The organism is Paraburkholderia sp. MM5482-R2 (assembly GCF_050436125.1).
GTDB classification, from domain to species: domain Bacteria; phylum Pseudomonadota; class Gammaproteobacteria; order Burkholderiales; family Burkholderiaceae; genus Paraburkholderia; species Paraburkholderia tuberum.
Window position 1 is genome coordinate 3,799,162 of the sequence record NZ_JBNDLP010000002.1, and the last position, 18,273, is coordinate 3,817,434.

The following is an 18,273-nucleotide window of genomic DNA, read 5'->3' on the forward strand; positions in this document are numbered from 1 at the left end:
CCATTCGACCCAAGGCTCGCTCGGGTCGAAGCGAACTTTACTTTTTCGAATATGTTCATTAAAGTTCGAAAACGAACATGATTCGTTCAATCAGCTTTCCAACTTACTCCCAGATTCGATGCAGAGGCTCACCAGGTGACGCAAGGCACGAAATATGATTTGCTCGTCGTCGGTGGCGGGATCAACGGCGCCGGCATCGCCCGCGACGCGGCCGGCCGCGGCCTGGCGGTGCTGCTGTGCGAGCAGGACGATCTGGCCGCGCACACCTCGTCGGCAAGTACCAAGTTGATCCACGGCGGCCTGCGCTACCTCGAGTACCGCGAGTTCGGGCTCGTGCGCAAGGCGCTGCAGGAGCGCGAGACGCTGCTGCGCGCGGCGCCGCACATCATCTCGCCGCTGCGCTTCGTGATGCCGCATATGCCGGATCTGCGCCCCGCCTGGCTGATCCGCGCGGGTCTGTTCCTGTACGACCATCTGGCCAAGCGTGAGCTGCTGCCGGGCTCGCGCGGCATCGTGATGAGCCGGCATCCGGCCGGCGCGCCGCTCGTCGAAACGATCAAGCGCGGCTTCGTTTATTCGGACGGCTGGGTCAACGACGCGCGCCTCGTCGTCCTGAACGCGCTCGACGCGCACGAGCGCGGCGCGACGATCCTCACGCGCACGAAGCTGGTCAACGCAGAGCGCGCCGGCGGCGAGTGGCGCGCGCAACTGCAACGGGCGGACGGCACGACGCTCGACGTGCGCGCCGCCGCGATCGCGAACGCGGCGGGCCCGTGGGTCGGCGAGCTGCTGAAGGGCGCGCTCGGCCGGCCATCGGCGCATAGCGTGCGGCTCGTCAAGGGCAGCCACATCGTCACGCGGCGCCTGTTCGAGCACGACCACGCGTACATCTTCCAGAACGCCGATAAGCGGATCATCTTCGCGATTCCCTACGAGCACGACTACACGCTGATCGGCACCACCGACCTCGAATATCGCGGCGACCCGTCGCAAGTCGCGATCGACGCCAACGAAACGCAGTATCTGTGCGATTCGATCAACCGCTACTTCAGGCAGAAGATCTCGCCGGCCGACGTGCGCTGGAGCTATTCGGGCGTGCGCCCGCTGCTGGAGGACGAGAACGCGGACAATCCGTCGGCGGTCACGCGCGACTACTCGCTCGAACTCGACGCGCCCGCGGAACAGGCGCCGCTGCTGTCGGTGTTCGGCGGCAAGATCACGACGTTTCGCAAGCTCGCCGAGCAGGCCGTCGATACGCTCACCGACGCGCTGCGCCACGGCGGGTCCGCGTGGACCGTCGACGCGCCGCTGCCGGGCGGCGACATCGCACAGGCGAACTTCAATCGCTTCCTCGGTGAGTTCTCGCGCGAGCACGCATGGCTGCCGGCGTCGCTCGCGCATCGGCTCGCGCGCGCGTATGGCACGCGCGCGAATCGCGTGATCGGCCTCGCGCGCTCGCGCGCCGAGCTCGGTCCCGAGTTCGCGCCGGGACTGCACGAAGCCGAGCTGGTTTATCTGCGCGATACCGAATGGGCGCGCACCGCGCAGGACGTGCTGTGGCGGCGCTCGAAGCTCGGCCTGCACGTCGAGCCGGGCACGCTCGATGAGGTTACGCGCGATATCGACGCGTGGTTCGCGCGCGAACCGGCCCGGCAGAGCGCGTAGGCGGCCCGGCCGGGCAAACTGGGATGCCCCGACAAAAGCGGCGGCAAACACAACGCGGCGCCAATGCCGGGTGAAGCAAACGGCGCGAGCCCGTAGAAACGGCGCACACCATGCGCGCGTCCCGGGCCGGCCCCACCGCAGCTTCGGCTGGACGACACCGGCACGCGCCCTCACACTATGGCGGCCCGCTCACAACAACACGCCGCTCGCATCGCCGGCCAGCAATCCGGCGATCCGTAACATGCATGGAGAAGAGACAATGCTGGATCAGTACGTTCTCGCGCTTGACCAAGGCACCACCAGCTCGCGCGCGATGCTGTTCGACCGGCGCGGCAACGTCGTGTCGACCGCGCAAAAGGAATTCCAGCAGATCTACCCGCACCCGGGCTGGGTCGAGCACGATCCGCAGGAAATCTGGTCGACGCAGGCCGGCGTCGCCGCCGAAGCGGTCACGCGAGCCGGCATGAACGGCACGTCGATCGCGGCGATCGGCATCACGAACCAGCGCGAAACCACGATCGTGTGGGATCGCGAAACCGGCCACCCGATCTACAACGCGATCGTCTGGCAGGACCGCCGCACCGCCGACTTCTGCGACGACCTGAAAGCGCAGGGTCTCGAAGCGAGCGTGCGCGCGAAGACCGGCTTGCCGATCGACTCGTATTTCTCGGCGACCAAAATCCGCTGGATTCTCGACAACGTCGAAGGCGCGCGCGAAAAAGCGCGTCAGGGCCGGCTCGCGTTCGGCACCGTCGACAGCTGGCTGATGTGGAATTTCACGAAGGGCGCGCTGCACGTCACCGACGTGACCAACGCGTCGCGCACGATGCTGTTCAACATCCACACCCTGAAGTGGGACGACGAACTGCTCGCCGCGCTCGACATTCCGCGCAGCATGCTGCCGGAAGTACGGCCGTCGTCGGAGGTGTACGGACCGACGGTGACCACCGTGTTCGCGTCGAAGATTCCACTCGCGGGTATCGCCGGCGATCAGCACGCCGCGCTGTTCGGCCAGATCTGCACCGAGTCCGGCATGGTCAAGAACACCTACGGCACCGGCTGCTTCCTCGTGATGAACACGGGCGCCAAACCGATCGAATCGAACAACAATCTCGTCACGACGATCGCCTGGCAGATCGGCGAGCGTATCGAGTACGCGCTCGAAGGCAGCATCTTCATCGGCGGCGCCGTGGTGCAGTGGCTGCGCGACGGCCTCGGCATCATCAGGAACGCGGCGGAAATCGAAACGCTCGCGCGCGGCGTGCCGCATTGCGACGGCGTGTATCTCGTGCCCGCGTTCGCCGGCCTCGGCGCGCCGCACTGGAACGCGCATGCGCGCGGCACGCTGTTCGGCGTCACGCGCGGCACGACCTCCGCGCATCTCGCGCGCGCGGCGCTCGATTCGATCGCCTATCAATCGCTCGATGTGCTGAAGGCGATGGAAGCCGACTCGGGCATTCGCATCGGCGAGTTGCGCGTGGACGGCGGCGCCTGCGCGAACAATCTGCTGATGCAGTTCCAGGCCGACATCCTCGGCGTCGACACGGTGCGCCCCCAGGTGTCCGAGACCACCGCACTCGGCGCCGCCTATCTGGCAGGTCTTGCGGTGGGCTACTGGAAGGACATCGACGAGTTGAAAAGCCAGTGGAAGCTCGAGCACCGCTTCACGCCGGCGCTACCGCCTGCGGAGGTCAGGACCTGCCTCGATGGCTGGCAGCGCGCGATCCGCGCGGCGAAGGCCTGGGCCGATACGCCGTAAGGCCGCGGGCGCGCAGAACGCCAAAAGGACGCGGTCCGAAAGTACGTATGATGACGCTTTTCATCCCGGCGCGCGGGCCCGCAACCCGCCGCCCGCGCGCTTTGCGCTTACCGTTTTTCAGGCATGATCGACCACCTCATCTGTGACTGCGACGGCGTGCTCGTCGACAGTGAAGTCATCGCCGATCGCGTGATGTTCGACACGCTGACGGCCACCTTCCCCGGCATCGATTTCGCCCCTGTCGTCAAAACCGCGTTCGGCCAGCAAACCTCGCGCTTTCTCGCCGGCCTCGAAACGCAGTTCGACATCACGCTGCCTGTGAACTTCCTCGACACGATCGAGCGTAACGTCGAGCTCGCGCTCGCCGCGTCGCTCGGTCCGATCCACGGCGTGCGCGACGCGCTGCAACGCGTGACGCTGCCGGCAGCGGTCGTGTCGAACAGCCGTATGTCGCGCGTCGCCGCATCGGTACGGCGCGCGGGTCTGCAGCAGATTTTCGGCGAGCGCGTGTTCAGCGCCGAGCAGGTCGCCCGGCCGAAGCCGTATCCGGACGTCTATCTGTTCGCGGCCACGACGCTTGGCGTCGTGCCGGCGCGTTGCCTCGTCGTCGAGGACAGCGTCGCGGGTTTGAACGCGGCGCGCGCGGCAGGCATGAAGACGATCGCGTTCGTCGGCGCGAGCCATATTCCGGACGGCTACGCGGATGCGCTGCGCGCGATGGGTATCACGCGAATCATCAAGCATATGGATGAACTGCCGGCGCTCATCGAGGCGGGCGTGCGCGGCGAATTCGGCGACGAGCAGTCGTAGCGGTTTTGCGCAACGCCGATAAAAAAGCCGGTTCTTCGGAAGAAGAACCGGCTTTTTGCGTCATGGCGTCGCGTGCCGCTCGATGGATGGCCCGTCAAGCCTCGGCCATCGCGCCCTCGCGCACCTGCGCGAGCGACTCGCGAAACTCGACCAGCTCGGCGATCGTCAGCATCGGCAGATCATGTTGCGCGGCGAAGCGCTCGACGTCCGCGCCGCGCGTCATCGTGCCGTCGGCGTTCATCAGTTCGCACAGCACGCCGGCCGGCTTCAGGCCCGCGAGAATCGCCAGATCGACGGTGCCTTCGGTGTGGCCGCGCCGCGCCAGCACGCCGCCCGGCATCGCGCGCAGCGGGAACACGTGGCCGGGGCGCACGATGTCGGCGGGTTTGGCCGTATCGGCGATCGCGGCGCGGATCGTGGTCACGCGATCCTGCGCGGACACGCCGGTGCTGACGCCTTCGCGCGCTTCGATCGACACCGTGAACGCGGTGCCGTGACGGCTTTCGTTGTTGACGGCCATCGGCGGCAGTTCGAGCGCGCGGATCTTGTCGTCGGGCAGGCACAGGCAGACGATGCCGCTGCATTCCCGGATCAGCAGCGCCATCGTTTCGACCGACAGGCGCTCGGCCGCGACGATCAGATCGGCTTCGTTCTCGCGGTCGTGGTCGTCCTGCAGCACCACGGCGCGGCCCTCGCGCAGCGCCTGCAAGGCGGCGGCGATACGCGGCGGAACGGCTTCGGTGGCAAGCAGCGGGAGATCGGCGAAGGCATCGTCTGCAATCGTCGACGGAGCAGGAAAAGTAGCAAAGGACATAGTTGAAACGCTCATCGCAAAAGTTGGGCGAGAAACGTTTCAGGGCATTGCAAACAGACTGACACGCGCCGCCCAGGCGCCGCGCGAAAGCGGACGCTGATACGCCACCCAGGCTACAGGCGGCGTCGCGGAACGCACATGACTGTCTGCACATCTTCTTCCATCCGGACTATGACCGTCGGCTCTGGCTTCTGACCAGATCTGCTGACCCCGCTCCTGTCTGCGCTATGCCGAAGGCTAAGCGATGCGGGCGCTCGCGGGCTTGCCGGCTCACGCTGTCGCGCTGCCGGCCCACCGCCGGTGGGGAATTTCACCCCGCCCTGAAGACGCACTGATTGCCGGTTCGACCGGCGGGCGAAGCATACAACAGTCGCGCGAGCGCTGCAGCGCGACGAACAAAGACCCTACTCATTGCATTGGACCTGCATCGACGCCCTGACCCGCGCTTGAACCTCGACGCCGTCGATTCTCAACCCGGCACACCTTTGCGTGCGGCTTCGTCGCGTGCGGCGCCCGCGGCCGGCACTTCCCAGCGCGGCGGCGTCTCAGCCCGCAGCGTCACGCGAAACGCGCGCGCCTCGGTGTCGCCGGGATTGCGCAGGCTGTGCGGCTGGTCGGCGTCGAACACGATCGCGTCGCCGGTCGCGAGCAGTTGACGCTGGTCGTGCACGCTGACTTCGAGCGTACCGTCGCTGACCACCAGATTCACCGTCGTGCCAGGCGCGCGGCGCACGCCCGCTTCGGTATGCAGCGGGGCGATCCGCAGTTCGTGAAACTCGGCGGCGATCGACTCGTCGTCGGGATAGAGCGGCCGCACCGAGTAGCAACCGTTCGCGCTGACCACGCGGGCCGAGCGCTCGGCCGGCAGATGCGCGAAGCCGTTGGTCGCGTGACGCCGCAGGAACGCCGCCACCGACACCTTCAGTGCCGCCGCCACCTTGCACAGCACCTTGATCGACGGCACGCTGCGCGCCGACTCGATCTGCGCGAGCATGGCGCGCGACACGCCTGACGCGCGCGCCAGCGCATCGAGCGAAAGCTGCCGTTCGGCGCGCAGCCGCGCCAGATTCACGCCGACCAGCTGTTCGAGCGCATCGAAGGGTTCGGCGGAGCGCGGCGCCGCGTCGGTGTCGGCATCGGCAGAGGGATCGCGGACCAGCGCGAGCGGGGAATGCATATTGGCCTCCAGAGCCCCGCCAGGCGGGGCAAGAGCAGTAAGTGGAAGCAAGATAGCATCGGCTTTGGCCGCGCCCAACGAAGTTATCTTCACACTGTTATCAGCATGGCGGAGGCAAGCAACTGACGACTCACGCGCTTTGCGCGAGCGCGCGCGCCGGCGCATCCATGCGCGCCGCGAACCACGTCAGCAGCAGCGCGGCGACGCTGACCGCGGCGGCAACCCACGGCAAGGTATCGAGCGCGTGGCCGTGATTGATCACGAGACCGCCGAGCCACGCACCCGCTGCATTGCCGACGTTGAACGCGCCGATGTTCAGTGTCGACGCGAGATTCGGCGCGGCGGCCGCCTTCTCGACCACGCGCATCTGCAACGGGGGCACCGTCGCGAACGCCGCGATGCCCCACACGAACACCGTGATCGCGGCAGCCGCTTGCGAATGGCTGGTGCGCGCGAAGATCGCCATCACGACCGCGAGCGCGGCGAGAATGCCCATCAGCGACGGCATCAGCGCGCGGTCCGCAAGCTTGCCGCCAACCATGTTGCCGATCGTCAGGCCCACGCCGAACAGCACGAGGATCAGCGTCACGCCGCGCGGCGAAAAACCGCTCACCTGCTCGAGGATCGGCGCGATATAGGTGAACACGACGAACACGCCCCCGAAGCCGAGCACCGTCATCGCGAGGGCGCTCCACACTTGCGGGTCTTGCAGCACGCGCACTTCGTGGGCGAGGCCGGCGGGGCCGGTGTCGTGGCGGTTCGGCACCAGCGCGCTGATGCCCGCGAGCGACAGCACGCCGAAGCCGCTGACGATCCAGAACGCCGCGCGCCAGCCGAACTGCTGGCCGATGAAGGTGCCGAACGGCACGCCGAGCACGTTCGCGAGCGTTAGGCCCGTGAACATCAGCGCGATCGCGCTCGCGCGCTTTTCGGCCGGCACGAGCGATGCCGCGACCACCGCGCCGATGCCGAAGAACGAGCCGTGCGCGAACGAGGTCACGACGCGCGCGATCATCAGCACCGAATAACCCGGCGCCACCGCGCACAACACATTGCCGACGATGAACACGCCCATCAGCAGCTGCAGCGCGAACTTGCGCGACATCCTGCTCGTGACTACCGCGAGCAGTGGCGCGCCGACCGCGACGCCGAGCGCATAGCCGCTGACGAGCAGGCCCGCGGACGGGATCGACACGGCCAGATCGCGCGCCACTTCGGGCAACAGGCCCATGATGACGAATTCGGTCGTACCGATGGCGAAGGCGCTAATCGCGAGCGCGAGTAATGGCATGGGCATTTTTCCGCTCCGGGAATGAGGTGGGATCAGGGTTTGGGTTGAAGGGCCTGGCGCGCCGCCGTCACGAATTCGATGACGACGCCCGGCGCGAGCGCGACGAACAGCTGCCGCTGCTCCGGTTGCACGGCGCTCGCCGGCACCTGCGCGGTCTGATAGCCGATGTCGTGCGCGCCGAGCCGCTCGAGCAACGCTTGCCATTCGCCGGCGCTATCGAGCCGACAGGCGATGTGATCGATGCGCGGCATGACGCGGCCCGCCGCGCCGGAAGCCGGCGCGGCGATCAGATGCACTACCGGGCGGCCGCTTGCGTACAGCCAGTAGCCGTCGACGGAAAACGGCGGGCGGGCGCCTTCGGTGAACCCGGCGATGTCGAAGAAGAAACGTCGGGCGGAATCAAGGTCGGCGGTGACGATGGTCGCGTGACCGAGTTGCATGACGAAGGACAGCAGCGGAGGTTTCGACGGCTGCATTGTCGCGGCGTGACGCCAATTTGATAATTGGCGTAGCATTTGAAGCATTTTCAAATTCTGCTTGAAAGCCAGCGATGGATAACCTCGGCGACATCCGCCTCTTCGTCGAAGCGGCGCAGCAAGGCAGCTTGTCGGCGGCGGGCCGCAAGATGGGTCTGACACCCGCCGCGGCGAGCGCGCGGCTCGCGAAACTGGAAGCGAGGCTCAAAGCGCGCCTGTTCGAGCGCACCACGCGGCAGCTACGGCTCACCGACGAAGGCCGCCTCTACCTGAACTGCTGCCGCCAGGCGCTGCAATCGCTCGACGACGCCGAAGCCGCGCTGCAAGCGGGCCAGAACGTCGTGCGCGGCAAGGTGCGGGTGTCGGCGACCTCGGACTTCGGCCGCAACCTGCTGATGCACTGGCTCGACGAATTCAACGCGCTGTACCCGGACGTGACGTTCGCGTTGACGCTGTCGGATGCGCTGGCCAATCTCGTGCAGGAGGACATCGATCTGGCGATCCGCTTCGGCGTGCCACAGGACAGCTCGCTGGTCGCGCGCCGGCTCGCGCCGAACCGGCGGGTGCTGTGCGCATCACCGGAATACGTCGGGCGTCGCGGCGAGCCGAAGAACCCGCTCGACCTCGCCAATTTCGACTGCATCGTGCTCGGCACCGCATCGGGGCCGGCCAGCGAATGGCGCTTCACGCGCGGTGACGAGGTGCAGCACTACAGCGTGCCGTTCGAAGCGGCGCGCGAAACCAACGACGGCGCGGTCGCGCGCGAATGGGCGCTGCGCGGCTACGGCATCGCGATCAAATCGATGTGGGACGTGGAAGCGGACCTGCGCGCCGGTCGCCTGAAGATCCTGCTGCCGGAATGGCGCTACCCCGATGCCCCGCTGCACGCGCTGTATCACCGCAATCGCTTCATGGCGCCGCGCGTGCGCGTGCTGCTCGATTTCCTCGCCGAGCGCTTCGCGCAGGTGTCGGATGAACTGGAAAGCCTGCTGGGACTGCCGCCGGACCGGCCAATGAGCGCCGAAACCCCCGTTGCGTGAAGGGCTATAATATGCAGTTACGCTGCAAAGACACGCGCAAGCCGGCCATCACGCGCCGCGCTGCCCCGCGCCGCGGCCTCCTTCACCTTTTACGACGCCCCCAGGTTAACCACTGCGACCGGCGAAATTCGATGACCAAGAAAGTTTATGTAAAGACCTTTGGCTGCCAGATGAACGAGTACGACTCCGACAAGATGGTCGACGTGCTCGGTGCCGCTGAAGGACTCGTCAAGACCGACACGCCGGAAGACGCCGACGTGATCCTGTTCAACACCTGCTCGGTGCGCGAAAAAGCGCAGGAAAAAGTCTTCTCCGACCTCGGCCGCGTACGCGAGCTGAAGGACGCGAATCCGAATCTGATCATTGGCGTGGGTGGCTGCGTCGCGAGTCAGGAAGGCGCATCGATCGTCGCGCGCGCGCCGTACGTCGATATCGTGTTCGGTCCGCAAACGCTGCACCGCCTGCCGCAGATGATCGACGAGCGCCGCGCGAGCGGCCGCGCGCAGGTCGATATTTCGTTTCCCGAAATCGAGAAGTTCGATCACCTGCCGCCGGCGCGCGTCGAAGGTCCGAGCGCGTTCGTGTCGATCATGGAAGGCTGCAGCAAGTACTGCAGCTACTGCGTCGTGCCGTACACGCGCGGCGAGGAAGTGTCGCGTCCGCTCGACGACGTGCTGACCGAAATCGCCGGCCTCGCCGACCAGGGCGTGCGCGAAGTCACGCTGCTCGGCCAGAACGTGAACGCTTATCGTGGAAAATTCGGCGGCGCGCTGACCGTGGGTTCGACCGAGATCGCCGACTTCGCGACGCTGATCGAATACGTCGCGGACCTCCCCGGCATCGAACGGATCCGCTACACGACGTCGCATCCGAAGGAGTTCACGCAGCGCCTGATCGACACCTACGCGAAGGTACCGAAGCTCGTCAGCCACCTGCATCTGCCGGTGCAGCACGGCTCCGACCGCATCCTGATGGCGATGAAGCGCGGCTACACCGTGCTCGAGTACAAGTCGGTGATCCGCAAGCTGCGCGCGATCCGCCCGGACCTGTCGCTGTCGACGGACATGATCGTCGGCTTCCCCGGCGAGACCGAGGAAGACTTCGCGAAGATGATGGCGCTCGTCGAAGAGATGAAGTACGACACGAGCTTTTCGTTCATCTACAGCCCGCGTCCCGGTACGCCGGCCGCGAACCTGCACGACGACACGCCGCGCGAGGTGAAGCTCAAGCGCCTGCAGCATCTGCAGGCCACGATCGAAGAGAACGTGCAGCGCATCAGCCACGCGATGGTCGGCAAGGTCGAACGCATTCTGGTCGAGCGCCCGGCGCGCAAGGACCCGAACGAGCTCGCGGGCCGCACCGGGAACAACCGCGTCGTCAATTTCCCGGCGCCGGTCGCGTCGCATGCACGGCTGATCGGTCAGATGGTCGACGTGAAGATCGTGCACGCGTATCCACACTCGCTGCGTGGCGAACTCGTGATGGTTCACGACGACAGCGCCGCGACGACGCATTGAACGACATTCTGAGTACCGCAACCGACAGGATCGACTCACCGCCTTGAAGACCACTCAGCAGCCTCTGGAATTCACCGCACCGCGCGAAGATAATGCGCGGCTCGCCAACCTCTGCGGACCGCTCGACGAAAATCTGCGGCAGATCGAGCAGGCGCTCGACGTGACCCTGCAGCGCCGCGGCCACCGCATCGCGATCCGCGGGCGCGGCGCGAAACTCGCGCTCACCGCGCTCGAAAACTTCTACAACAACGCGCGCGAGCCTTTGTCGGTCGACGACATCCAGCTCGCGCTCGTCGAAGTGCGTCATCCGGTGCGTCATCGTTCGAATGGCAACGGCAATGGCAATGGCAATGGCGACCCCGTCGACGCGCACTTCGCCGGCAATCCCGATCACCCGTTCGACCAGCCCGCCGACGCCACAGCGAGCGAGGACGACTTCGAGGAATACGGCCCGAAGCTGTACACGCGACGCGCGGATCTGCGCGGCCGCACGCCGGCGCAGCGCGAGTACCTGAAGCAGATCGTGTCACACGACGTCACGTTCGGCGTCGGCCCCGCCGGCACCGGCAAGACCTATCTCGCCGTGGCCTGCGCGGTCGACGCGCTCGAGCGCGACCAGGTCAAACGCATCGTGCTGACGCGCCCGGCCGTCGAGGCGGGCGAGCGGCTCGGCTTTTTGCCGGGCGATCTCGCGCAGAAAGTCGATCCGTATCTGCGCCCGCTCTACGACGCGCTGTACGACCTGCTCGGCTTCGACAAAACCGCGAAGATGTTCGAGCGGCAGATGATCGAAATCGCGCCGCTCGCATACATGCGCGGCCGCACGCTGAATCACGCGTTCATCATCCTCGACGAGGCGCAGAACACCACGCCCGAGCAGATGAAGATGTTCCTCACGCGAATCGGCTTCGGCTCGAAGGCGGTCGTCACCGGCGACACGACCCAGGTCGATCTGCCGCGCGGCCAGAAGAGCGGGCTGATCGAAGCGCAACAGGTGCTCGCGAACGTGCGCGGCATCGCGCTCACGCGTTTCACGAGCGCGGACGTGGTGCGGCATCCGCTGGTCGCGCGAATTGTGGAGGCGTACGATGCGCATGCGCAGAAGTCGCCGGCCGCGGTCGATCCGCGCTAAAGCGATGCGCTTAGCAGCGCGAGGCCCGCGTCGCCTCGCCGCAAAAAAAAAGACTGAGCCAGGAATGCCACGCAAAGAAACCGCATGAGCCGCACCCCGAAACTGACGTTGAGCCTGCAATTCCCCGCCGCCAAAGCCTGGCCGGAACACAAGGTGCTGCTGCCGCGCGCGACGGTGGCCGGCTGGATCAAGGCGGCGCTGTTCGCGGACGGCGAACTGACGGTTCGGTTCGTCGACGCCGAAGAAGGCCGCACGCTGAATCGCACCTATCGCGGCAAGGATTACGCGACCAACGTGCTGACCTTCGCCTATGCCGAATCGGAACATGATCCGGTCACGGGCGATCTGATTCTGTGCTGCCCGGTGGTCGAGAAGGAAGCCGCCGAGCAGGGCAAGCCGCTCGCCGCGCATTACGCGCACCTGCTCGTGCACGGCACGCTGCATGCACAGGGCTACGACCACGAGGTCGAAGAAGAAGCCGAGGAAATGGAAGCGATCGAAACCGAAATCCTCGGCAAGCTCGGCTTTCCGGACCCTTACCAATAGGCGTTCCGCCCCTCCTCGACGCCAGCCCGCCCGAACCCACCGTGAGCACTCCGTCCCCCGAAGCCGATATCCCCGTGCGCTGTCCGGACTACCCGCCGGTGCTCGGCGACTCGCGGCTCCTGACGGACGACGAACTGCGCGCGTCGCTCGAATCCACGTTGCGCGGCTGGGACCGCCAAAGCGATCTGTGGCTGTTCGGCTATGGCTCGCTGATCTGGAACCCGGGCCTGCCGACCGTCGAGGCGATGCGCTCGAAGGTGCACGGCTATCACCGCGGCCTCTATCTGTGGTCGCGAGTCAATCGCGGCACGCCAGAGCAGCCCGGCCTCGTGCTCGCGCTCGATCGCGGCGGCTCGTGCACCGGCATGGCCTTCCGGCTCGCGGCCGATGGCTCGAGGCCGCATCTCGAAGCACTGTGGCGCCGCGAAATGCCGATGGGCTCGTACCGTCCCGCGTGGCTGCCGTGCGTGCTCGCGGACGGCCGGCGCGTCGACGCGCTCGCATTCGTGATGCGCCGCGACGTGCCGAGCTACACCGGCAAGCTGCGCGACGACATCATCCAGACCGTGCTGGGCTGTGCGAGCGGCCGCTACGGCACGACCTTCGATTACGTGAGCCGCACCGTGCACGCGCTGCGCGAAAGCGGCATGCCGGACCGCGCGCTCGAAGCGCTGCTCGCGCGTTGCAAGCCGGCCGTGTGACCGCGGCATCTCGGCGAAAACCCCACCCGCGACTTTTTTGCCAGCGAGCGCTTTTGCCCGCGTAATCGGTTAGGATGATTCCACGCTCCGCCGTCGCGGCGGGGCCGTTTCACCCTGGCTTCGCTCATCGCCGGGCCCGGCGGGACACGGTTCCGCCATGCGCCTGGTGTATCCTTAACGCTCTGCAACAGCGCGCCCAGTCTCGCCGGGCGCACTACCATGAACGACACGTATCCCAGTCGACGCCATACCGGACGTCAACTCGACAAACCGCAGGAAAAGCGCTCGCTGCTCGAGCGCCTGACCGACTTCATCTCGCCCGAGCCCGACTCGCGCGCCGAACTTCTGGAAATTCTGCAGGACGCGCACGAACGCAACCTGATCGACGCCGACTCGCTGTCGATGATCGAAGGCGTGTTCCAGGTGTCGGAACTGAGCGCACGCGACATCATGGTGCCGCGCGCGCAAATGGACGCGATCAACATCGCGGACAATCCCGCTGAATTCATCCCCTACGTGCTGGACAAGGCGCATTCGCGCTATCCGGTCTACGAGGGCAATCGCGACAACATCATCGGCGTGCTGCTCGCGAAAGATCTGCTGCGCTACTACGCCGAAGAAGAGTTCGACGTGCGCGGCATGCTGCGCCCTGCCGTGTTCATCCCCGAGTCGAAGCGGCTGAACGTGCTGCTGCACGACTTCCGCGTGAACCGCAACCACCTCGCGGTGGTCGTCGACGAGTACGGCGGCGTCGCGGGCCTGATCACGATCGAAGACGTACTGGAGCAGATCGTCGGCGACATCGAGGACGAATACGATTTCGACGAGGAGAGCGGCAACATCATCGCTTCGCCGGACGGACGCTTCCGCGTGCGCGCGCTGACCGAGATCGAGCAGTTCAACGACACCTTCGGCACGCATTATTCGGACGACGAGGTCGACACGATCGGCGGGCTGGTCACGCATCACTTCGGCCGGGTGCCGCATCGGGGCGAGACAGTCCGCCTCGACGACCTGATCTTCGAGATCCTGCGCGGCGACGCCCGCCAGATCCACATGCTGCTGGTGCGTCGCGACCCGCTCGCGGGCCAGCGCGAGCGCGAGTCACAGCACGTGCAGACCTGAGCCGGCGGCTCGGGCCGATGCACGGCCTGAGCGCCCGCGCGCTTTCATTGCCGGCGCATTTGCCAACTCCATTTGCCAACTCGTTTGCCTACTGAGTTGCCCTTTCAACTACCGACGCCGACCGCGCAACAATGGCCGACCCGATCACTTCCCGTTCGCACCGCGGCGTGAGCGCCACCGCTCCCGCTCCCACCGAAGACGGCACGCGCAGCCGCGCGCTGCCGCGCTGGCACTACCTCGTCGCACTGGCCGCGGGCGCGGCCAATACGCTGTCGTTCGCGCCAACGCCGCATGGCGGCTGGCTGCAACTCGCGATCTTCGTGTTCTTCTTCGCGTGGCTCACGCGCAGCACCGGCTGGAAAAGCGCCGCGCTGACGGGCGGCGCGTTCGGCTTCGGCAACTTCGTGAGCGGGGTCTGGTGGCTGTATGTGAGCATGCACTTCTACGGCGGCATGCCGGCACCGCTCGCCGGCACGGCGCTCGTGCTGTTCTGCCTGTATCTCGCGGTCTATCCGGCGCTCGCCGCGGGGGTGTGGTCGTTCTGCGCGGGCCATGCGCGCAACGGCGCGGCCGACGAGCGCGCGCCATTCTCGCCGACCTGGCACGGCGCGCTCGCCTTTGCAAGCGCGTGGGCGATCGGCGAATGGCTGCGCGGCACGGTGTTCACCGGGTTTCCGTGGCTCGCCACCGGTTATGCGCAGGTCGACGGCCCGTTGGCGGGGTTTGCGCCGGTGGTCGGCGTATATGGCGTCGGTTGGATGGTTGCGCTGACGGCCGCGTTGATCGTGCAGGCGTTGCTGGCGCTACTGCCGTCGTGGCGCTCCGGGCGGGCGAATGAATCGCTCGAGCCGAACGCCAGCGCCGCTGATGACGCCGGCGGTCGCGCCGCGCGGGGCCGCGGCACGCGCATCGCCCCCATCGTCGTGCCTGCTGGCGTCGCGCTCGCGCTGCTCGTGATCGGCCTGCTGCTGCCGCTCGTGCAGTGGACCACGCCCGCCAACGCGGCGCTGTCGGTGCGGCTGTTGCAAGGCAACGTGAAGCAGGAGATGAAGTTCGAGGAAGCCGGCTTGCGCGCGGCGGTCGACGAGTATCAGCGGATGATCACGTCGAAGCCGGCCGATCTGATCGTCACGCCGGAAACCGCGATCCCCGTGCTCGCGCAGCAGCTTCCGCCGAACTTCGCGGCCGCGATCCGCCAGTTCACGGATTCGACCGGCAGCGCGCTGCTGTTCGGCGCGATCGGCGGCACGATCACGCCGGACGGCCGGGTGGTCGACTACACCAACAGCCTGTTCGGCGTCACGCCCGGCTCGCACGAGATTTATCGCTACGACAAGCACCATCTGGTACCGTTCGGCGAATTCGTGCCGTGGGGCTTCCGCTGGTTCGTGAATCTGATGAACATTCCGCTCGGCGATTTCTTCCGCGGCCCGCCGGTACAAAAGCCGTTCATGGTGCATAACCAGCCGGTCGCGGTGAACATCTGCTACGAGGACATCTTCGGCGAGGAGATCGCGCGCACGCTGCGCGAGAATGCGACGCCCGCCGGCGTGCTGATCAACTCGACCAATCTCGCGTGGTTCGGCGACACGATCGCGCTCGACCAGCATCTGCAGATCGCGCGCATGCGCTCGCTCGAAACCGGCCGGCCGATGCTGCGCGCAACCAACACCGGCATCACCGCCGCGATCGACGCGAACGGCCGCGTGATCGGGCGCCTGACGCCCTACACGGTCGGTTCGCTCGACGTGCGCGTGCAAGGCACCTCAGGCTACACGCCTTACGTGACGAGCGGCAACAACACGGTGCTCGCGGTGTCGGCGCTGCTGCTCGCGTTCGGTTTCGCGTTCGGACCGGGGCTCGCGCGGCGACGCAACGGCAAGCGGTAACGCCGACGCCAAAGGCACGACACCCGCAAAAAAAATGCGCCTGACATGCAGGCGCATCTTTTTCATGCTCGTTCGAGCTTCATCAATCCTTCGGCACCGTATCGATGAACGACTGCCGCAGCGACAGCTTCTGGAAGTGCTTGTCCAGGTTCGGATGCGATTCGCGCCAGTTCAGTTCCGGCATACGGAAGTCCAGATAGCCGAGCGCGCAGCCCACCGCGATGTCGGCCAGCGTGTAGTGATTGCTCGCGCACCACGGCTTGCTGCCGAGCCCTTGCGACATCGCGATCAGCGCTTCGTCGATCTTGCGCTGCTGCCGCGCGAGCCACGCGTCCACGCGCTGCTCGGGCGCGCGCTGCGTGCCTTCGAGACGGATCAGCACGGCCGCGTCGAGCATGCCGTCGGCGAGCGCTTCCCAGCAGCGCACTGCGACGCGCTCGCGCCCCGACGGCGGAATCAGCTTGCCGACCGGCGACAGCGTATCGACGTACTCGCAGATCACGCGCGAATCGAACACGGCCTCGCCGTCTTCCATCACGAGGCACGGCACCTTGCCGAGCGGATTGAAGGTGTGAATCCGGGTATCCGGCGCCCAGACGTTCTCGGGCACCAGTTCGTAGTCGATCTTCTTATCGGCGAGCACGATGCGTGCTTTGCGCACGAACGGGCTGCCGAACGAACCGATGAGTTTCATCATGACCTTCTGCCTTTTTCTGAATCCGGCGAAAGTATAAGTGGTCCAAGGCTTCCGCGAGCGTGCTGGCGCCATCTTCGCGAACCGCCCGCCGAGCCGCTGTGGACAGATTGCAACATGACGGCGGCCGCCGCGCCGTCCGGAGCCGCACAAAGCGAGTCAATGTCCTGCGCGGAGAATGGGGCCAGGAGAATCGCGGCGCTACAATCGCACGATGAACCAGCCGACCGAACCCACCATCGCCATCGACGTCTACCGCACGCGCCGCGAGCGCGTTCTCGCCGCGCTGCGCGCCGCGGGCGGCGGCGTCGCCATCGTCCCGACCGCGCCGGAAGCGCTGCGCAACCGCGACACTGACTACCCGTACCGCCACGACAGCTACTTCTATTATCTGACCGGCTTCACCGAGCCCGAAGCGCTGCTGGTGCTCGATGCCAGCGCCGCGCCCGGCGCGCCCGCGTCGATGCTGTTCTGCCGCGAGAAAAGCGTCGAGCGCGAGATATGGGAAGGCTTCCGCTTCGGCCCCGACGGCGCGCGCGAAGCATTCGGGCTCGACGCCGCGTTCCCGATCGGCGAACTCGACACGCAGTTGCCGCGCATCATCGCCGACAAGCCGGCGCTGCACTACGCGTTCGGCACCTCGGCGCATTTCGACGAGCAGGTGCGCGGCTGGCTCGACGCGGTGCGCGCGCAAAGCCGCGGCGGCACCGTTGCGCCCACGGCCGCGCGCGACCTGCTGCCGTTGCTCGACGAGATGCGGCTCGTCAAGGACGACCACGAACTCGCGATCATGCGCCGGGCAGCGCAGATTTCAGCGGCCGCGCATCGTCGCGCTATGGCGCTGTGCCGGCCCGGTATCCGCGAGTATGAACTCGAGGCCGAACTGCTCTACACGTTCCGCAAGTTTGGCGCGCAGGCGCCGGCCTATACGTCGATCGTCGCGGCTGGCGCGAACGCGTGCGTGTTGCACTACCCGGCCGGCAACGCGATCGCGCGCGACGGCGAGCTGATCCTGATCGACGCGGCCTGCGAACTCGACGGCTACGCGTCCGACATCACGCGCACGTTTCCGGCAAGCGGGCGTTTCACGCCGGCGCAGCGCGAGCTGTACGACATCGTGCTGGCAGCGCAGCAGGCCGCCGTCGACGCGACGCGCGCCGGTGCGAGCTTCGACGATCCGCATCAGGCCGCGCTGCGCGTGCTGTCGCAGGGGCTGCTCGACACCGGCATCGTGCCGCGCGCGAAGTTCGCCTCGGTCGACGACGTGATCGCCGAGCGCGCCTACGTGCCGTTCTACATGCACCGCACCGGCCACTGGCTCGGCATGGACGTGCACGACTGCGGCGACTACCGCGAGCGCGGCGCGCCGCGCGACGAAGCGGGCGTGCTGCCGTGGCGCACGCTGCGCGCGTCCATGACGCTGACGATCGAGCCGGGCTTGTACGTCCGCCCGGCCGAGGGTGTGCCCGAACGCTACTGGAACATCGGCATCCGCATCGAGGACGACGCGATCGTGACGCCGACCGGCTGCGAGCTGATCACGCGCGACGTGCCGGTCGCCGCCGACGAGATCGAGGCGCTGATGCAGGAAGCACGAGCCCTCCATCAAGCGTCGCATCAACAGAGGACCTGATCCG

The 18,273-nt window shown here is 66.7% G+C and carries 16 protein-coding genes and 1 riboswitch; of the genes, 11 read left to right on the forward strand and 5 right to left on the reverse strand.

Going from position 1 to position 18,273, the window contains the following annotated elements:
* Window positions 1-135 precede the first annotated feature (135 nt).
* The 3 genes from glpD (at window position 136) to OKW37_RS20405 (ending at window position 4,234) form a co-directional block, all read left to right on the forward strand.
* Window positions 136-1,665 (forward strand): glycerol-3-phosphate dehydrogenase, encoded by a 1,530-nt coding sequence (gene glpD, locus OKW37_RS20395; protein WP_429404453.1) that lies wholly within the window; start codon window positions 136-138, stop codon window positions 1,663-1,665.
* A gap of 259 nt (window positions 1,666-1,924) precedes the next feature.
* Window positions 1,925-3,424 carry a glycerol kinase GlpK gene (glpK, locus tag OKW37_RS20400; RefSeq protein WP_429404451.1) on the forward strand — a complete coding sequence of 500 codons (1,500 nt, stop codon included), beginning with the start codon at window positions 1,925-1,927 and terminating at the stop codon, window positions 3,422-3,424.
* Between the two features lie 123 nt (window positions 3,425-3,547).
* Window positions 3,548-4,234, forward strand: a complete 687-nt coding sequence (locus OKW37_RS20405; RefSeq protein ID WP_429404449.1) for an HAD family hydrolase — start codon at window positions 3,548-3,550, stop codon at window positions 4,232-4,234.
* Between the two features lie 94 nt (window positions 4,235-4,328).
* On the opposite strand, the gene ribB is transcribed toward OKW37_RS20405, so the two are convergent.
* The 4 genes from ribB to OKW37_RS20425 all read right to left on the reverse strand — a co-directional run bounded on the left by ribB (window position 4,329) and on the right by OKW37_RS20425 (window position 7,956).
* Window positions 4,329-5,048 carry a 3,4-dihydroxy-2-butanone-4-phosphate synthase gene (gene ribB, locus OKW37_RS20410; protein ID WP_176078967.1) on the reverse strand — a complete coding sequence of 240 codons (720 nt, stop codon included), beginning with the start codon at window positions 5,046-5,048 and terminating at the stop codon, window positions 4,329-4,331.
* 148 nt (window positions 5,049-5,196) lie between these two features.
* A riboswitch (FMN riboswitch) is annotated at window positions 5,197-5,380 on the reverse strand.
* 137 nt (window positions 5,381-5,517) lie between these two features.
* Complete coding sequence (locus tag OKW37_RS20415; protein ID WP_429404447.1) at window positions 5,518-6,225, reverse strand: helix-turn-helix domain-containing protein; 708 nt, start codon at window positions 6,223-6,225, stop codon at window positions 5,518-5,520.
* A 130-nt stretch (window positions 6,226-6,355) separates the two neighbouring features.
* A complete protein-coding gene (locus tag OKW37_RS20420; RefSeq protein WP_187616440.1) occupies window positions 6,356-7,522 on the reverse strand; it encodes an MFS transporter in 1,167 nt (388 codons plus the stop codon).
* 26 nt (window positions 7,523-7,548) lie between these two features.
* The gene (locus tag OKW37_RS20425) at window positions 7,549-7,956 is read right to left on the reverse strand and encodes a VOC family protein (protein ID WP_429408507.1); all 408 of its coding nucleotides are present in this window, start codon (window positions 7,954-7,956) and stop codon (window positions 7,549-7,551) included.
* Window positions 7,957-8,066: 110 nt separating this feature from the next.
* On the opposite strand from OKW37_RS20425, the gene OKW37_RS20430 reads away from it, so the two are divergent.
* The 7 genes from OKW37_RS20430 to lnt all read left to right on the forward strand — a co-directional run bounded on the left by OKW37_RS20430 (window position 8,067) and on the right by lnt (window position 15,942).
* Entirely contained in the window at window positions 8,067-9,032 is a 966-nt protein-coding gene (locus OKW37_RS20430; protein ID WP_429408354.1) for a LysR family transcriptional regulator, read from the forward strand.
* 131 nt (window positions 9,033-9,163) lie between these two features.
* Window positions 9,164-10,549 carry a tRNA (N6-isopentenyl adenosine(37)-C2)-methylthiotransferase MiaB gene (miaB, locus tag OKW37_RS20435; protein WP_184058408.1) on the forward strand — a complete coding sequence of 462 codons (1,386 nt, stop codon included), beginning with the start codon at window positions 9,164-9,166 and terminating at the stop codon, window positions 10,547-10,549.
* A gap of 43 nt (window positions 10,550-10,592) precedes the next feature.
* Window positions 10,593-11,681: a PhoH family protein gene (locus OKW37_RS20440; protein ID WP_429408352.1), complete on the forward strand. Its 1,089-nt coding sequence runs from the start codon at window positions 10,593-10,595 to the stop codon at window positions 11,679-11,681.
* A gap of 84 nt (window positions 11,682-11,765) precedes the next feature.
* A complete protein-coding gene (gene ybeY, locus OKW37_RS20445; protein WP_429408350.1) occupies window positions 11,766-12,227 on the forward strand; it encodes an rRNA maturation RNase YbeY in 462 nt (153 codons plus the stop codon).
* A gap of 41 nt (window positions 12,228-12,268) precedes the next feature.
* Window positions 12,269-12,928: a gamma-glutamylcyclotransferase gene (locus tag OKW37_RS20450; protein WP_090801802.1), complete on the forward strand. Its 660-nt coding sequence runs from the start codon at window positions 12,269-12,271 to the stop codon at window positions 12,926-12,928.
* A 219-nt stretch (window positions 12,929-13,147) separates the two neighbouring features.
* A complete protein-coding gene (locus OKW37_RS20455) occupies window positions 13,148-14,053 on the forward strand; it encodes an HlyC/CorC family transporter (protein ID WP_184058413.1) in 906 nt (301 codons plus the stop codon).
* 131 nt (window positions 14,054-14,184) lie between these two features.
* Window positions 14,185-15,942, forward strand: coding sequence for an apolipoprotein N-acyltransferase (gene lnt, locus OKW37_RS20460; RefSeq protein ID WP_429408348.1), 1,758 nt, complete (start codon window positions 14,185-14,187; stop codon window positions 15,940-15,942).
* A gap of 82 nt (window positions 15,943-16,024) precedes the next feature.
* On the opposite strand, the gene OKW37_RS20465 is transcribed toward lnt, so the two are convergent.
* The gene (locus OKW37_RS20465; protein ID WP_018421769.1) at window positions 16,025-16,639 is read right to left on the reverse strand and encodes a glutathione S-transferase C-terminal domain-containing protein; all 615 of its coding nucleotides are present in this window, start codon (window positions 16,637-16,639) and stop codon (window positions 16,025-16,027) included.
* A gap of 211 nt (window positions 16,640-16,850) precedes the next feature.
* Here OKW37_RS20465 and OKW37_RS20470 point away from each other — a divergent pair, with 211 nt between their 5' ends.
* Window positions 16,851-18,269, forward strand: coding sequence for an aminopeptidase P N-terminal domain-containing protein (locus tag OKW37_RS20470; protein ID WP_429408346.1), 1,419 nt, complete (start codon window positions 16,851-16,853; stop codon window positions 18,267-18,269).
* Window positions 18,270-18,273: the final 4 nt, after the last annotated feature.

Coding starts and splice junctions, on each gene's coding strand:
- OKW37_RS20470 (WP_429408346.1), top strand. CDS start 16,851: ATGAACCAGCCGACCGAACCCACCATCGCCATCGACGTCTACCGCACG.
- OKW37_RS20465 (WP_018421769.1), bottom strand. CDS start 16,639: ATGATGAAACTCATCGGTTCGTTCGGCAGCCCGTTCGTGCGCAAAGCA.
- OKW37_RS20420 (WP_187616440.1), bottom strand. CDS start 7,522: ATGCCCATGCCATTACTCGCGCTCGCGATTAGCGCCTTCGCCATCGGT.
- OKW37_RS20405 (WP_429404449.1), top strand. CDS start 3,548: ATGATCGACCACCTCATCTGTGACTGCGACGGCGTGCTCGTCGACAGT.
- miaB (WP_184058408.1), top strand. CDS start 9,164: ATGACCAAGAAAGTTTATGTAAAGACCTTTGGCTGCCAGATGAACGAG.
- ribB (WP_176078967.1), bottom strand. CDS start 5,048: ATGTCCTTTGCTACTTTTCCTGCTCCGTCGACGATTGCAGACGATGCC.
- glpK (WP_429404451.1), top strand. CDS start 1,925: ATGCTGGATCAGTACGTTCTCGCGCTTGACCAAGGCACCACCAGCTCG.
- OKW37_RS20430 (WP_429408354.1), top strand. CDS start 8,067: ATGGATAACCTCGGCGACATCCGCCTCTTCGTCGAAGCGGCGCAGCAA.
- OKW37_RS20415 (WP_429404447.1), bottom strand. CDS start 6,225: ATGCATTCCCCGCTCGCGCTGGTCCGCGATCCCTCTGCCGATGCCGAC.
- lnt (WP_429408348.1), top strand. CDS start 14,185: ATGGCCGACCCGATCACTTCCCGTTCGCACCGCGGCGTGAGCGCCACC.
- ybeY (WP_429408350.1), top strand. CDS start 11,766: ATGAGCCGCACCCCGAAACTGACGTTGAGCCTGCAATTCCCCGCCGCC.
- OKW37_RS20455 (WP_184058413.1), top strand. CDS start 13,148: ATGAACGACACGTATCCCAGTCGACGCCATACCGGACGTCAACTCGAC.
- OKW37_RS20425 (WP_429408507.1), bottom strand. CDS start 7,956: ATGCAACTCGGTCACGCGACCATCGTCACCGCCGACCTTGATTCCGCC.